Origin of the sequence: Pseudomonas sp. IT-P4 (assembly GCF_949767755.1) — a bacterium.
Taxonomy (GTDB): Bacteria; Pseudomonadota; Gammaproteobacteria; order Pseudomonadales; family Pseudomonadaceae; genus Aquipseudomonas; species Aquipseudomonas monachiensis.
The window spans coordinates 15,996-28,109 of sequence record NZ_CATKPX010000056.1 but is presented as its reverse complement, the minus strand read 5'-3'; the positions used below and the strand labels follow the sequence as shown (position 1 = coordinate 28,109).

The 12,114-nt window shown below is 54.6% G+C and carries 21 protein-coding genes; all 21 read right to left on the bottom strand.

The features are described 5' to 3' along the window. Positions 1-501, bottom strand: coding sequence for a 30S ribosomal protein S5 (gene rpsE / locus ACM6IT_RS21435; protein ID WP_003186035.1), 501 nt, complete (start codon positions 499-501; stop codon positions 1-3). A 3-nt stretch (positions 502-504) separates the two neighbouring features. Beyond that, on the bottom strand, positions 505-855 hold the full coding sequence (gene rplR / locus ACM6IT_RS21430; protein WP_003186037.1) for a 50S ribosomal protein L18: 351 nt from the start codon (positions 853-855) through the stop codon (positions 505-507). Between the two features lie 10 nt (positions 856-865). Further along, positions 866-1,399, bottom strand: a complete 534-nt coding sequence (rplF, locus tag ACM6IT_RS21425; RefSeq protein WP_003176412.1) for a 50S ribosomal protein L6 — start codon at positions 1,397-1,399, stop codon at positions 866-868. A gap of 12 nt (positions 1,400-1,411) precedes the next feature. Further along, on the bottom strand, positions 1,412-1,804 hold the full coding sequence (gene rpsH, locus ACM6IT_RS21420; RefSeq protein WP_003186040.1) for a 30S ribosomal protein S8: 393 nt from the start codon (positions 1,802-1,804) through the stop codon (positions 1,412-1,414). A 209-nt stretch (positions 1,805-2,013) separates the two neighbouring features. Further along, positions 2,014-2,319, bottom strand: a complete 306-nt coding sequence (gene rpsN / locus ACM6IT_RS21415) for a 30S ribosomal protein S14 (RefSeq protein WP_003176414.1) — start codon at positions 2,317-2,319, stop codon at positions 2,014-2,016. A gap of 13 nt (positions 2,320-2,332) precedes the next feature. Then, a complete protein-coding gene (rplE, locus tag ACM6IT_RS21410) occupies positions 2,333-2,872 on the bottom strand; it encodes a 50S ribosomal protein L5 (RefSeq protein WP_003210069.1) in 540 nt (179 codons plus the stop codon). Positions 2,873-2,894: 22 nt separating this feature from the next. Further along, complete coding sequence (rplX, locus tag ACM6IT_RS21405; protein WP_003176416.1) at positions 2,895-3,209, bottom strand: 50S ribosomal protein L24; 315 nt, start codon at positions 3,207-3,209, stop codon at positions 2,895-2,897. A gap of 11 nt (positions 3,210-3,220) precedes the next feature. Beyond that, complete coding sequence (gene rplN, locus ACM6IT_RS21400; RefSeq protein ID WP_002555479.1) at positions 3,221-3,589, bottom strand: 50S ribosomal protein L14; 369 nt, start codon at positions 3,587-3,589, stop codon at positions 3,221-3,223. Positions 3,590-3,612: 23 nt separating this feature from the next. Further along, complete coding sequence (gene rpsQ, locus ACM6IT_RS21395; protein ID WP_003176419.1) at positions 3,613-3,879, bottom strand: 30S ribosomal protein S17; 267 nt, start codon at positions 3,877-3,879, stop codon at positions 3,613-3,615. Positions 3,880-3,881: 2 nt separating this feature from the next. Continuing rightward, entirely contained in the window at positions 3,882-4,073 is a 192-nt protein-coding gene (gene rpmC / locus ACM6IT_RS21390; protein ID WP_002555481.1) for a 50S ribosomal protein L29, read from the bottom strand. Then, positions 4,073-4,486: a 50S ribosomal protein L16 gene (gene rplP, locus ACM6IT_RS21385; protein WP_003228729.1), complete on the bottom strand. Its 414-nt coding sequence runs from the start codon at positions 4,484-4,486 to the stop codon at positions 4,073-4,075. The genes rpmC and rplP overlap by 1 nt, the downstream gene beginning before the upstream one ends. A gap of 12 nt (positions 4,487-4,498) precedes the next feature. Beyond that, a complete protein-coding gene (gene rpsC, locus ACM6IT_RS21380) occupies positions 4,499-5,185 on the bottom strand; it encodes a 30S ribosomal protein S3 (RefSeq protein ID WP_007970424.1) in 687 nt (228 codons plus the stop codon). A gap of 13 nt (positions 5,186-5,198) precedes the next feature. Beyond that, positions 5,199-5,531, bottom strand: coding sequence for a 50S ribosomal protein L22 (rplV, locus tag ACM6IT_RS21375; protein WP_003103908.1), 333 nt, complete (start codon positions 5,529-5,531; stop codon positions 5,199-5,201). Positions 5,532-5,542: 11 nt separating this feature from the next. Then, positions 5,543-5,818, bottom strand: a complete 276-nt coding sequence (gene rpsS / locus ACM6IT_RS21370; RefSeq protein WP_002555486.1) for a 30S ribosomal protein S19 — start codon at positions 5,816-5,818, stop codon at positions 5,543-5,545. Between the two features lie 16 nt (positions 5,819-5,834). After that, positions 5,835-6,659 (bottom strand): 50S ribosomal protein L2, encoded by an 825-nt coding sequence (rplB, locus tag ACM6IT_RS21365; protein ID WP_003176423.1) that lies wholly within the window; start codon positions 6,657-6,659, stop codon positions 5,835-5,837. A 14-nt stretch (positions 6,660-6,673) separates the two neighbouring features. Beyond that, positions 6,674-6,973 (bottom strand): 50S ribosomal protein L23, encoded by a 300-nt coding sequence (gene rplW, locus ACM6IT_RS21360; protein ID WP_002555488.1) that lies wholly within the window; start codon positions 6,971-6,973, stop codon positions 6,674-6,676. Continuing rightward, on the bottom strand, positions 6,970-7,572 hold the full coding sequence (rplD, locus tag ACM6IT_RS21355; protein ID WP_003228735.1) for a 50S ribosomal protein L4: 603 nt from the start codon (positions 7,570-7,572) through the stop codon (positions 6,970-6,972). The genes rplW and rplD overlap by 4 nt, the downstream gene beginning before the upstream one ends. Positions 7,573-7,584: 12 nt before the next feature. Next, entirely contained in the window at positions 7,585-8,220 is a 636-nt protein-coding gene (gene rplC, locus ACM6IT_RS21350) for a 50S ribosomal protein L3 (protein ID WP_003186059.1), read from the bottom strand. An 80-nt stretch (positions 8,221-8,300) separates the two neighbouring features. Next, positions 8,301-8,612 (bottom strand): 30S ribosomal protein S10, encoded by a 312-nt coding sequence (gene rpsJ / locus ACM6IT_RS21345; RefSeq protein ID WP_003186070.1) that lies wholly within the window; start codon positions 8,610-8,612, stop codon positions 8,301-8,303. Positions 8,613-8,769: 157 nt separating this feature from the next. Further along, the gene (gene tuf, locus ACM6IT_RS21340; protein WP_008053875.1) at positions 8,770-9,963 is read right to left on the bottom strand and encodes an elongation factor Tu; all 1,194 of its coding nucleotides are present in this window, start codon (positions 9,961-9,963) and stop codon (positions 8,770-8,772) included. A gap of 30 nt (positions 9,964-9,993) precedes the next feature. Beyond that, positions 9,994-12,099, bottom strand: a complete 2,106-nt coding sequence (gene fusA / locus ACM6IT_RS21335) for an elongation factor G (RefSeq protein ID WP_007994652.1) — start codon at positions 12,097-12,099, stop codon at positions 9,994-9,996. Positions 12,100-12,114 lie beyond the last annotated feature (15 nt).

Genomic DNA, 12,114 nt, shown 5'->3' with positions numbered 1-12,114 from the left:
TCAGAAGATCTCCTTGACGCTTTTGCCACGCTTGGCGGCAATGGATTCAGGAGACTGCATGGCCTTCAAACCTTTGAAAGTGGCGTGAACCACGTTTACCGGGTTAGTCGAGCCGTAGCACTTGGCCAGAACGTTCTGAACGCCAGCAACTTCGAGGACAGCACGCATGGCGCCGCCAGCGATGATACCGGTACCTTCAGAAGCAGGCTGCATGTACACCTTCGAAGCGCCGTGAGCGGACTTCATTGCGTACTGCAGAGTGGTGCCGTTCAGATCAACCTGGATCATGTTGCGGCGAGCAGCTTCCATTGCCTTCTGGATCGCAGCAGGCACTTCACGCGACTTGCCACGGCCGAAGCCAACACGGCCCTTACCATCACCAACCACGGTCAATGCGGTGAAAGTGAAGATACGGCCGCCTTTAACGGTTTTGGCTACGCGGTTAACTTGAACCAGCTTCTCGATGTAGCCTTCGTCGCGCTTTTGGTCGTTATTTGACATAACTTAGAACTCCAGCCCAGCTTCACGAGCAGCATCAGCCAGCGCTTTAACGCGGCCGTGGTACTTGAAGCCAGAGCGGTCGAAAGCCACTTGCGAGACGCCAGCGGCCTTAGCACGCGTAGCGACCAGCTGGCCAACCTTAGTGGCCGCGTCGATGTTGCCGGTGGCACCATCACGCAGTTCTTTATCCAAAGTCGAGGCGCTTGCCAGGACTTTGTTGCCGTCGGCCGAAATGACCTGGGCGTAGATGTGCTGCGAAGAGCGGAACACGCAGAGACGCACGACTTCGAGTTCGTGCATTTTCAGGCGTGCTTTGCGAGCGCGACGCAGTCGAGTAACTTTTTTGTCGGTCATTTGCTATGCCCTACTTCTTCTTGGCTTCTTTACGACGGACGACTTCGTCCGCGTAGCGCACACCTTTGCCTTTGTACGGCTCTGGTGGACGGAAGTCGCGGATCTCGGCGGCCACTTGACCTACCAGCTGCTTGTCGATGCCCTTGATCAGGATATCGGTCTGGCTAGGAGTCTCAGCGGTGATGCCTTCCGGCAGTTCGTAATCCACTGGGTGCGAGAAGCCAAGAGCCAGGTTCAGCACTGTGCCTTTTGCTTGCGCTTTGTAACCAACACCGACCAGCTGGAGCTTGCGCTCGAAGCCTTGGCTTACGCCTTGGACCATGTTGTTTACCAACGCACGAGTGGTACCAGCCATTGCGCGAGTCTGTTGATCGCCATTGCGAGCAGCGAAACGCAACTCACCGGCTTCTTCAACGATCTCAACGGACGAATGGATGTTCAGTTCGAGAGTGCCCTTGGCACCCTTCACCGAAAGCTGTTGGCCTGCGAATTTTACTTCGACACCGGCTGGCAGCTTAACGGGGTTCTTAGCGACGCGAGACATGCTTATCCCCCCTTAGAACACAGTGCAAAGAACTTCGCCGCCGACACCGGCAGCGCGCGCAGCACGATCAGTCATCACACCCTTGTTGGTGGAGACGATAGACACACCGAGACCGCCACGAACTTTTGGCAGATCATCGACGGACTTGTACTGACGCAGGCCTGGACGGCTAACGCGCTTCACTTCTTCGATAACCGGACGGCCTTCGAAGTACTTCAGCTCGATGGACAGCAGTGGTTTGATTTCGCTGCTGATCTGATAACCCGCAATGTAACCTTCGTCCTTCAGGACTTTGGCAACAGCTACCTTCAACGTGGAAGATGGCATGCTTACGACGGACTTTTCAGCCATCTGGGCATTACGGATACGAGTTAGCATGTCCGCTAACGGGTCCTGCATACTCATGGGCTAGACGCTCCTAATACAAAAAAATTAGCCTTGCGGCTATTACGTGTCGCCGAGAATCTCCGAGCATGAAAAACACGGGCTCAGGCGAGCCGGGTATTCTAGACACACCCCGGAAATGAATCAAGCCCCAAAAGGGGCTTGATCCAGATTCAAGGCCACCGGTGGTCAGGATCTTGCGATCCTGGACACCGAGACTTTGACAGTACTTACCAGCTGGCTTTAACCAGACCCGGTACGTCACCACGCATGGCAGCTTCACGCAGCTTGTTACGGCCGAGGCCGAACTTGCGGTAAACGCCGTGTGGACGACCGGTCAGGCGGCAGCGGTTACGCATGCGCGAAGCGCTTGCGTCACGTGGCTGCTTCTGCAGGGCTACTGTAGCTTCCCAACGCGCTTCTGGACTTGCGTTCAGATCAACGATGATAGCTTTCAGTGCTGCACGCTTCTTGGCGTACTTGGCAACCGTGAGCTGACGCTTCAGCTCGCGGTTTTTCATGCTCATCTTGGCCATGGTCCTACTCCAATCAGTTGCGGAACGGGAATTTGAACGCACGCAGCAGAGCGCGGCCTTCATCATCGTTCTTGGCAGTGGTGGTCAGGGTGATGTCCAGACCGCGGAGAGCATCGATCTTATCGTAGTCGATTTCCGGGAAGATGATCTGCTCTTTCACGCCCATGCTGTAGTTGCCACGACCATCGAAGGACTTGGCATTCAGGCCGCGGAAGTCGCGAACCCGAGGCAGGGAGATCGACAGCAGACGATCCAGGAACTCGTACATACGCTCACGGCGCAGGGTCACTTTGACGCCGATCGGCCAACCTTCACGGACTTTAAAGCCAGCGATGGATTTGCGAGCGTAGGTCACAACGACTTTCTGGCCGGTGATCTTTTCCAGGTCAGCAACAGCGTGCTCGATGACTTTTTTGTCACCGATCGCTTCGCCCAGACCCATGTTCAGGGTGATTTTGGTAACGCGCGGAACTTCCATCACGTTCGAAAGCTTAAGTTCTTCCTTAAGTTTCGGAGCAATTTCCTTCCGGTAAATCTCTTTTAGTCGTGCCATGGTCTCATCTACCTAGCAGTGTTCAAGCATCAACCGCTTTTTGGGTCGACTTGAAGACACGAATTTTCTTGCCGTCTTCTACTTTGAAACCAACGCGGTCAGCCTTGTTGGTTTCGCCGTTGAAAATGGCGACGTTAGAAGCATCCAGTGGAGCTTCTTTTTCGACGATACCGCCCTGCACGCCCGACATCGGGTTAGGCTTGGTATGACGCTTGACCAGGTTCAGACCACCAATAACCAGACGGTTGTTAGCGAGAACCTTAAGCACCTTACCGCGCTTACCTTTGTCTTTGCCGGCGATCACGATGATCTCGTCGTCACGACGAATCTTTTGCATGTCGGATCTCCTTACAGCACTTCTGGGGCGAGCGAGACGATCTTCATGAACTTCTCAGTACGAAGTTCACGGGTCACTGGCCCAAAGATACGGGTGCCGATCGGCTCTTGCTTGTTGTTCAACAGAACAGCAGCGTTGCCATCAAAGCGGATAATGGAGCCATCAGCACGACGTACGCCGTGACGAGTGCGGACTACAACAGCAGTCATCACTTGGCCTTTTTTCACTTTACCGCGAGGAATTGCTTCCTTCACGGTAACTTTGATGATGTCACCGATACCAGCGTAACGACGATGGGAGCCACCCAGCACCTTGATGCACATAACGCGGCGAGCGCCGCTGTTATCGGCCACATCGAGCATGGATTGAGTCTGAATCATATAATTTCTCCGACCCCTAGTCCTTAGACTTCCACAGCGCGTTCGAGAACATCAACCAGCGCCCAAGACTTGGTCTTGGCCAAAGGACGAGTTTCACGAATAGTGACTTTGTCGCCGATGTGGCACTGATTGGTTTCGTCGTGCGCGTGCAGCTTAGTCGAACGCTTAACGTATTTACCGTAGATCGGGTGCTTAACGCGACGCTCGATCAGAACGGTGATGGTTTTGTCCATCTTGTCGCTGACAACACGGCCAGTCAGCGTACGGACAGTTTTTTCGGCTTCAGCCATGATTACTTACCTGCCTGCTGGTTGAGCACAGTCTTCACGCGAGCGATGTCACGCTTAACTTGCGAGAGCAGATGAGACTGCCCCAACTGGCCAGTTGCTTTCTGCATACGCAGATTGAACTGGTCGCGCAGCAAGCCGAGCAGTTGCTCGTTCAGCTGCTGTGCGGATTTTTCACGAAGTTCATTCGCTTTCATCACATCACCGTCCGTTTAACAAAGGAGGTGGCGAGCGGCAGCTTTGCAGCAGCCAGGGCGAAAGCCTCACGCGCCAGCTCTTCAGAAACACCCTCGATTTCATACAGGACTTTGCCTGGCTGAATCTGGGCAACCCAGTATTCGACGTTACCCTTACCTTTACCCATCCGAACTTCGAGTGGCTTCTTGGAAATAGGCTTGTCCGGGAATACACGGATCCAGATCTTGCCGCCACGTTTTACGTGACGGGTCAGAGCACGACGCGCTGACTCGATCTGACGAGCGGTGAGACGACCACGAGCAACAGACTTCAGCGCGAACTCGCCGAAGCTGACTTTGCTACCGCGCAATGCCAGGCCACGGTTGTGACCAGTCATTTGCTTGCGGAACTTCGTACGCTTTGGTTGCAACATTTGGCGTACCCCTTACTTAGCAGCTTTTTTACGAGGCGCTGGTGCTTGTGGTTTCAGTTCTTCTTGGCGACCACCAATTACTTCGCCTTTGAAGATCCAAACCTTTACACCGATCACACCGTAAGTGGTGTGAGCTTCGTAGTTGGCATAGTCGATGTCGGCACGCAGGGTGTGCAACGGCACACGACCTTCGCGATACCATTCAGTACGTGCGATTTCAGCACCGCCGAGACGACCGCTCACTTGGATTTTGATGCCTTTGGCACCAATGCGCATGGCGTTCTGTACAGCGCGCTTCATAGCGCGACGGAACATTACGCGACGCTCCAGCTGCTGAGCTACGCTCTGCGCAACCAGCATACCGTCGAGCTCCGGCTTGCGGATCTCTTCGATATTGATGTGCACAGGCACACCCATTTGCTTGGTCAGGTCCTGACGCAGTTTCTCAACATCTTCACCTTTCTTCCCGATAACGATACCTGGACGAGCGGTGTGGATGGTGATGCGTGCAGTTTGGGCCGGACGATGGATATCGATACGGCTTACGGACGCGCTTTTTAGTTTGTCTTGGAGGTACTCACGCACATTCAGATCTGCGAGCAAATAGTCCGCATAAGTCCGACCGTCTGCGTACCAGACGGAGGTGTGCTCCTTGACGATTCCCAGGCGAATGCCAATGGGATGTACTTTCTGACCCATCTCTTCGACTCCGTTACTTGTCAGCAACCTTGACAGTGATATGGCAAGACCGCTTGACGATGCGATCAGCACGGCCTTTGGCACGTGGCATGATGCGCTTCAGCGAACGCCCTTCGTTGACGAAAACAGTGCTGACCTTCAGGTCATCAACGTCTGCGCCTTCGTTATGCTCGGCGTTGGCTACGGCCGACTCCAGCACTTTCTTCATGATCTCGGCGGCTTTCTTACTGCTGAAAGCCAACAGGTTGAGCGCTTCGCCCACCTTCTTCCCGCGGATCTGGTCGGCGACCAAGCGGGCTTTCTGGGCGGAGATTCGAGCGCCCGACAACTTAGCGGCTACTTCCATTTCCTAACCCCTTAACGCTTGGCTTTCTTGTCTGCCACGTGCCCGCGATAAGTGCGGGTACCGGCGAACTCGCCCAGTTTGTGGCCGACCATGTCTTCGTTCACGAGAACTGGGACGTGCTGACGACCGTTGTGTACTGCGATGGTCAAACCGACCATTTGTGGCAGGATCATCGAACGACGCGACCAGGTTTTCACCGGCTTGCGATCGTTCTTTTCCGCCGCCACTTCGATCTTCTTCAGTAGGTGAAGATCGATAAAAGGACCTTTTTTCAGAGAACGTGGCACTGTCGTATCCCTCTATTTACTTGCGACGACGGACGATCATTTTGTCGGTACGCTTATTACCACGAGTCTTCGCGCCCTTAGTCGGGAAGCCCCATGGCGATACCGGATGACGACCACCAGAGGTACGACCTTCACCACCACCATGTGGGTGGTCAACCGGGTTCATGGCAACACCACGAACGGTTGGGCGAACGCCACGCCAGCGTTTGGCACCAGCTTTACCCAGCGAACGCAGGCTGTGCTCGGAGTTCGAGACTTCGCCCAGGGTCGCACGGCATTCAGCCAGGACTTTACGCATTTCACCGGAACGCAGACGCAGGGTAACGTACACGCCTTCACGAGCGATCAGCTGAGCCGAAGCACCAGCGGAACGAGCGATCTGAGCGCCTTTACCTGGCTTCAATTCGATGCCGTGTACGGTGCTACCAACTGGAATGTTGCGCAGTTGCAGAGCGTTGCCCGGCTTGATCGGTGCCAGGGCACCTGCGATCAGCTGGTCGCCAGCGCTCACGCCTTTAGGGGCGATGATGTAGCGACGCTCGCCATCTGCGTACAGCAGCAGAGCGATGTGAGCAGTACGGTTTGGATCGTATTCGATACGCTCGACAGTGGCAGAGATGCCATCTTTGTCGTTGCGACGGAAGTCGACCAGACGATAATGCTGCTTATGACCACCACCGATGTGACGAGTGGTAATACGGCCATTGTTGTTACGACCACCAGTCTTCGATTTCTTCTCGAGCAGCGGTGCGTGAGGAGCGCCTTTATGCAGCTCCTGGTTGACCACCTTGACCACAAAACGGCGGCCAGGGGAAGTCGGTTTGCATTTAACGATTGCCATGATGCACCCCTTCCTTACTCAGCACTGCTGCTGAAATCGAGATCTTGGCCTGGCTGAAGGGAGATAACTGCCTTCTTCCAGTCATTACGCTTGCCCAGACCGCGAGCAGTGCGCTTGCTCTTACCCAGAACATTCAGGGTAGTAACACGCTCTACTTTCACGCTGAACAGGCTTTCGACGGCCTTCTTGATTTCCAGCTTGGTTGCGTCGGTAGCAACCTTGAAAACGAACTGGCCTTTCTTGTCTGCCAGAACCGTAGCCTTCTCGGAAACGTGCGGGCCAAGCAGAACTTTAAATACGCGTTCCTGGTTCATCCCAGCAGCTCCTCGAATTTCTTCACGGCCGACACGGTGATCAACACCTTGTCGTATGCGATCAGACTAACTGGATCGGAACCTTGCACGTCACGTACATCTACGTGTGGCAGGTTACGAGCAGCCAGGTACAGGTTCTGATCAACAGCGTCGGACACGATCAGAACGTCGGTCAGGCTCATGTTGTTCAGTTTGCCCAGCAGGTCTTTGGTTTTCGGCGTTTCAACGGCGAAATCCTGAACCACGACCAGACGATCAGTACGCACCAGCTCAGCAAGGATGGAACGCATTGCTGCGCGATACATCTTCTTGTTCAGCTTCTGGGAGTGATCCTGAGGACGAGCTGCGAAAGTGGTACCGCCGCCACGCCAGATTGGGCTACGGATAGTACCGGCACGAGCACGGCCAGTACCTTTCTGACGCCATGGGCGCTTACCGCCACCACGAACGTCGGAACGGGTCTTTTGCTGCTTGGAACCCTGACGACCGCCAGCCATGTAGGCTACGACTGCTTGGTGAACCAGCGTCTCGTTGAACTCGCCGCCAAATGTCAGTTCGGAAACTTCGATCGCTTGAGCGTCATTTACATTTAATTGCATGTCAGCTTCCCCTTAACCGCGAGCCTTGGCTGCTGGACGTACAACCAAGTTGCCGCCAGTAGCGCCAGGAACAGCGCCCTTGACCAACAACAGATTGCGTTCAGCGTCCACGCGCACTACTTCGAGGGACTGCACGGTCACGCGCTCAGCGCCCATATGACCGGACATTTTTTTGCCCTTGAATACACGACCAGGAGTCTGGCACTGGCCGATAGAGCCTGGAACGCGGTGGGATACGGAGTTACCGTGGGTGTTATCTTGCCCGCGGAAATTCCAACGCTTGATCGTACCCTGGAAGCCTTTACCCTTGGACTGACCGGTTACATCAACCAGTTGACCAGCGGCGAAGATTTCAGCGTTGATCAGATCGCCGGCCTGGTACTCGCCTTCTTCAAGGCGGAATTCCATTACGGTACGACCAGCGGCAACGTTCGCTTTAGCGAAGTGGCCAGCCTGAGCTGCTGTTACACGCGAAGCGCGACGCTCGCCGACAGTGACTTGCACTGCACGATAGCCATCGGTCTCTTCAGTTTTGAACTGGGTGACGCGATTCGGTTCGATCTCAATGACCGTGACCGGAATGGAGACACCTTCTTCGGTGAAAATACGGGTCATACCGCATTTACGACCGACTACACCAATAGTCATGTTGTAAACCTCATGAGTGTACGGGGCTTTCACCCGCTATGGCCGCCCATTTCAGAGCGTTACACGACTAAGACCGAGTCTTAGCCGAGGCTGATCTGCACTTCCACACCGGCCGCAAGATCAAGCTTCATAAGAGCATCAACGGTTTTATCCGTTGGCTGGACGATGTCCAGAACGCGCTTATGAGTACGGATCTCGTACTGGTCACGCGCGTCTTTGTTGACGTGCGGGGAGACCAGAACGGTGAACCGCTCTTTACGGGTAGGCAGTGGAATTGGACCACGCACTTGAGCACCAGTACGTTTCGCGGTTTCCACGATTTCCTGGGTTGATTGGTCGATCAGGCGATGGTCGAAAGCCTTCAACCTGATACGGATTTGCTGATTTTGCATTGGATTTCAGACTCCGGCTGCTATTCCCACCGAGCGCAATACGCCCGTTAAAAGGAGGCGCAATTCTATAGACGCCCCAGATGGGTGTCAACCCAATAAAAAAGCCCCCGCTGAGCGGGGGCTTTTCAAAGCATCGAAGCTATCTCAAAAGAGATGCTTACTCGATGATTTTGGCTACGACGCCAGCGCCGACGGTACGACCGCCTTCACGGATAGCGAAACGCAGGCCGTCTTCCATTGCGATGGTCTTGATCAGGGTAACTTCCATCTGGATGTTGTCACCTGGCATTACCATTTCAACGCCTTCTGGCAGCTGGCAGTTACCAGTCACGTCAGTAGTACGGAAGTAGAACTGTGGACGGTAGCCTTTGAAGAACGGAGTGTGACGACCGCCTTCTTCCTTGCTCAGAACGTAAACTTCTGCGGTGAACTTGGTGTGCGGCTTAACCGAACCTGGCTTAACCAGAACCTGGCCACGCTCAACGTCGTCACGCTTGGTACCACGCAGCAGAACGCCGCAGTTCTCGCCAGCACGACCTTCGTCGAGCAGCTTGCGGAACATTTCAACACCGGTGCAGGTGGTGGTGGTGGTGTCACGCAGACCAACGATTTCCAGTGCATCTTGAACGCGAACGATACCGCGCTCGATACGACCAGTCACAACAGTACCACGACCCGAGATCGAGAATACGTCTTCGATTGGCATCAGGAATGGCTTGTCGATAGCACGCTCTGGTTCTGGGATGTAGCTGTCCAGAGTCTCAACCAGTTTACGAACGGCAGTGGTGCCCATTTCGTTATCGTCTTTGCCTTCCAGCGCCATACGAGCCGAACCGATGATGATTGGAGTGTCATCGCCCGGGAAGTCGTAGGTGGACAGCAGGTCGCGAACTTCCATCTCGACCAGTTCCAGCAGCTCAGCGTCGTCTACCAGGTCAGCCTTGTTCAGGAAAACCACGATGTACGGAACGCCTACCTGACGGGACAGCAGGATGTGCTCACGAGTTTGTGGCATCGGACCATCAGCGGCCGAGCAAACCAGGATCGCGCCGTCCATCTGGGCAGCACCGGTGATCATGTTCTTCACATAGTCAGCGTGACCTGGGCAGTCAACGTGAGCGTAGTGACGGATCTTCGAGTTGTACTCGACGTGCGCGGTGTTGATGGTGATACCACGAGCTTTTTCTTCTGGAGCGCTGTCGATTTTATCGAAATCAACGATTGCGGAACCGAAAACTTCGGAGCAAACGCGAGTCAGAGCTGCGGTCAGAGTGGTTTTACCGTGGTCAACGTGACCGATGGTGCCAACGTTGACGTGCGGTAGGGAACGATCAAATTTTTCTTTAGCCACGACAATTAACTCCTTGCCTAAAGGACTGAATCAGCCTTGTTTTTTGGTTACAGTTTCGACGATGTGCGACGGAGCTGTATTGTATTTTTTGAATTCCATAGAGTAGCTTGCGCGACCCTGGGACATCGAACGAACGTCGGTCGCATAACCGAACATCTCGCCCAACGGAACTTCAGCACGGATCACCTTACCGGAGACCGTGTCTTCCATACCCAGAATCATGCCGCGACGACGGTTAAGGTCGCCCATCACGTCACCCATATAGTCTTCAGGCGTAACAACCTCTACCGCCATGATCGGCTCGAGCAACTCACCACCGCCCTTCTGGGCCAGTTGCTTGGTCGCCATGGAAGCAGCCACCTTAAACGCCATCTCGTTCGAGTCGACGTCGTGGTAAGAACCATCAAACACGGTAGCCTTCAGGCCGATCAGCGGATAGCCGGCAACTACGCCGTTCTTCATCTGCTCTTCGATACCCTTCTGGATAGCCGGGATGTATTCCTTAGGAACCACACCACCCACTACTTCGTTCACGAATTGCAGACCTTCCTGACCTTCGTCAGCAGGAGCAAAACGGATCCAGCAATGGCCGAACTGGCCACGACCGCCGGACTGACGAACGAACTTGCCTTCGATTTCGCAATTCTTCGTGATGCGCTCACGATACGAAACCTGAGGCTTACCGATGTTGGCTTCGACGTTGAACTCACGGCGCATCCGGTCAACCAGAATGTCCAGGTGCAACTCGCCCATGCCAGAGATGATCGTTTGACCAGTCTCTTCATCAGTCTTGACGCGGAAAGACGGGTCTTCCTGAGCAAGTTTGCCCAGAGCGATACCCATTTTTTCCTGGTCATCCTTGGTCTTAGGCTCAACGGCAACCGAAATAACCGGCTCCGGGAAGTCCATGCGAACCAGGATGATTGGCTTGTCAGCGTTGCACAAGGTTTCACCAGTGGTGACGTCCTTCATGCCGATCAGGGCCGCGATGTCACCAGCGCGTACTTCCTTGATCTCTTCACGGGCGTTTGCGTGCATTTGCACCATACGACCCACGCGCTCTTTCTTGCCTTTGACCGAGTTGATCACGCCGTCGCCGGAGGCCAACACGCCCGAGTAAACACGGACGAAAGTCAAGGTACCCACGAATGGGTCGGTAGCGATCTTGAACGCCAGAGCCGAGAACGGCTCGTTGTCGTCTGCATGACGCTCCATCTGCTTTTCCTCGTCATCCGGGTCAGTACCCTTGATGGCAGGAATGTCGGTTGGAGCCGGCAGGTAGTCGATAACGGCGTCGAGAACCAGGGGAACACCCTTGTTCTTGAAGGAAGAACCGCAAACAGCCAGAACGATCTCACCAGCGATAGTACGCTGACGCAGAGCACCCTTGATTTCCTCGATGGTGAGTTCTTCACCTTCAAGGTACTTGTTCATCAGCTCTTCGCTGGCTTCGGCCGCAGCCTCAACCATGTTGTTGCGCCACTCTTCAGCCAGTTCCTGCAGTTCAGCAGGGATGGCTTCACGACGAGGGGTCATACCCTTGTCGGCATCGTTCCAGTAAACGGCTTCCATGGTCATCAGATCGATCTGACCCTGGAAGTTGTCTTCGGAACCGATAGCCAGCTGGATAGGCACCGGAGTGTGACCCAGACGCTGCTTGATCTGAGCGATCACGCGCAGGAAGTTCGCACCGGCACGGTCCATCTTGTTCACGTAAACGATACGTGGAACACCGTACTTGTTGGCTTGACGCCATACGGTTTCGGACTGAGGCTCAACGCCGGAAGTACCGCAGAACACAACGACCGCGCCGTCGAGTACACGCAGGGAACGCTCAACTTCAATAGTGAAGTCTACGTGGCCCGGGGTATCGATGACGTTGAAACGGTACTGGTCTTTGTGCTGCTTGGCGGAACCCTGCCAGAAGGCGGTAATGGCAGCAGAAGTAATGGTAATACCACGCTCCTGCTCCTGAACCATCCAGTCTGTGGTCGCGGCGCCGTCATGCACCTCGCCCATTTTGTGACTTTTGCCAGTGTAAAAAAGGACGCGCTCAGTGGTGGTGGTTTTACCAGCATCCACGTGTGCAACGATACCAATGTTACGGTAGCGATTAATCGGTGTTGTACGAGCCATAAAGCCCTCGCAAAA

Excerpts from the sequence above, each read along its gene's own strand:
- rpmC (WP_002555481.1), bottom strand. The coding sequence starts at position 4,073 with ATGAAAGCGAATGAACTTCGTGAAAAATCCGCACAGCAGCTGAACGAG.
- fusA (WP_007994652.1), bottom strand. The coding sequence starts at position 12,099 with ATGGCTCGTACAACACCGATTAATCGCTACCGTAACATTGGTATCGTT.
- rplP (WP_003228729.1), bottom strand. The coding sequence starts at position 4,486 with ATGTTGCAACCAAAGCGTACGAAGTTCCGCAAGCAAATGACTGGTCAC.
- rplW (WP_002555488.1), bottom strand. The coding sequence starts at position 6,973 with ATGAACCAGGAACGCGTATTTAAAGTTCTGCTTGGCCCGCACGTTTCC.
- rplD (WP_003228735.1), bottom strand. The coding sequence starts at position 7,572 with ATGCAATTAAATGTAAATGACGCTCAAGCGATCGAAGTTTCCGAACTG.
- rpsH (WP_003186040.1), bottom strand. The coding sequence starts at position 1,804 with ATGAGTATGCAGGACCCGTTAGCGGACATGCTAACTCGTATCCGTAAT.
- rplR (WP_003186037.1), bottom strand. The coding sequence starts at position 855 with ATGACCGACAAAAAAGTTACTCGACTGCGTCGCGCTCGCAAAGCACGC.
- rplB (WP_003176423.1), bottom strand. The coding sequence starts at position 6,659 with ATGGCAATCGTTAAATGCAAACCGACTTCCCCTGGCCGCCGTTTTGTG.
- rpsC (WP_007970424.1), bottom strand. The coding sequence starts at position 5,185 with ATGGGTCAGAAAGTACATCCCATTGGCATTCGCCTGGGAATCGTCAAG.
- rplC (WP_003186059.1), bottom strand. The coding sequence starts at position 8,220 with ATGACTATTGGTGTAGTCGGTCGTAAATGCGGTATGACCCGTATTTTC.
- rplV (WP_003103908.1), bottom strand. The coding sequence starts at position 5,531 with ATGGAAGTAGCCGCTAAGTTGTCGGGCGCTCGAATCTCCGCCCAGAAA.
- rpsQ (WP_003176419.1), bottom strand. The coding sequence starts at position 3,879 with ATGGCTGAAGCCGAAAAAACTGTCCGTACGCTGACTGGCCGTGTTGTC.
- rpsN (WP_003176414.1), bottom strand. The coding sequence starts at position 2,319 with ATGGCCAAGATGAGCATGAAAAACCGCGAGCTGAAGCGTCAGCTCACG.
- rpsJ (WP_003186070.1), bottom strand. The coding sequence starts at position 8,612 with ATGCAAAATCAGCAAATCCGTATCAGGTTGAAGGCTTTCGACCATCGC.
- rplX (WP_003176416.1), bottom strand. The coding sequence starts at position 3,209 with ATGCAAAAGATTCGTCGTGACGACGAGATCATCGTGATCGCCGGCAAA.
- rpsE (WP_003186035.1), bottom strand. The coding sequence starts at position 501 with ATGTCAAATAACGACCAAAAGCGCGACGAAGGCTACATCGAGAAGCTG.
- rplN (WP_002555479.1), bottom strand. The coding sequence starts at position 3,589 with ATGATTCAGACTCAATCCATGCTCGATGTGGCCGATAACAGCGGCGCT.
- rplE (WP_003210069.1), bottom strand. The coding sequence starts at position 2,872 with ATGGCACGACTAAAAGAGATTTACCGGAAGGAAATTGCTCCGAAACTT.
- rplF (WP_003176412.1), bottom strand. The coding sequence starts at position 1,399 with ATGTCTCGCGTCGCTAAGAACCCCGTTAAGCTGCCAGCCGGTGTCGAA.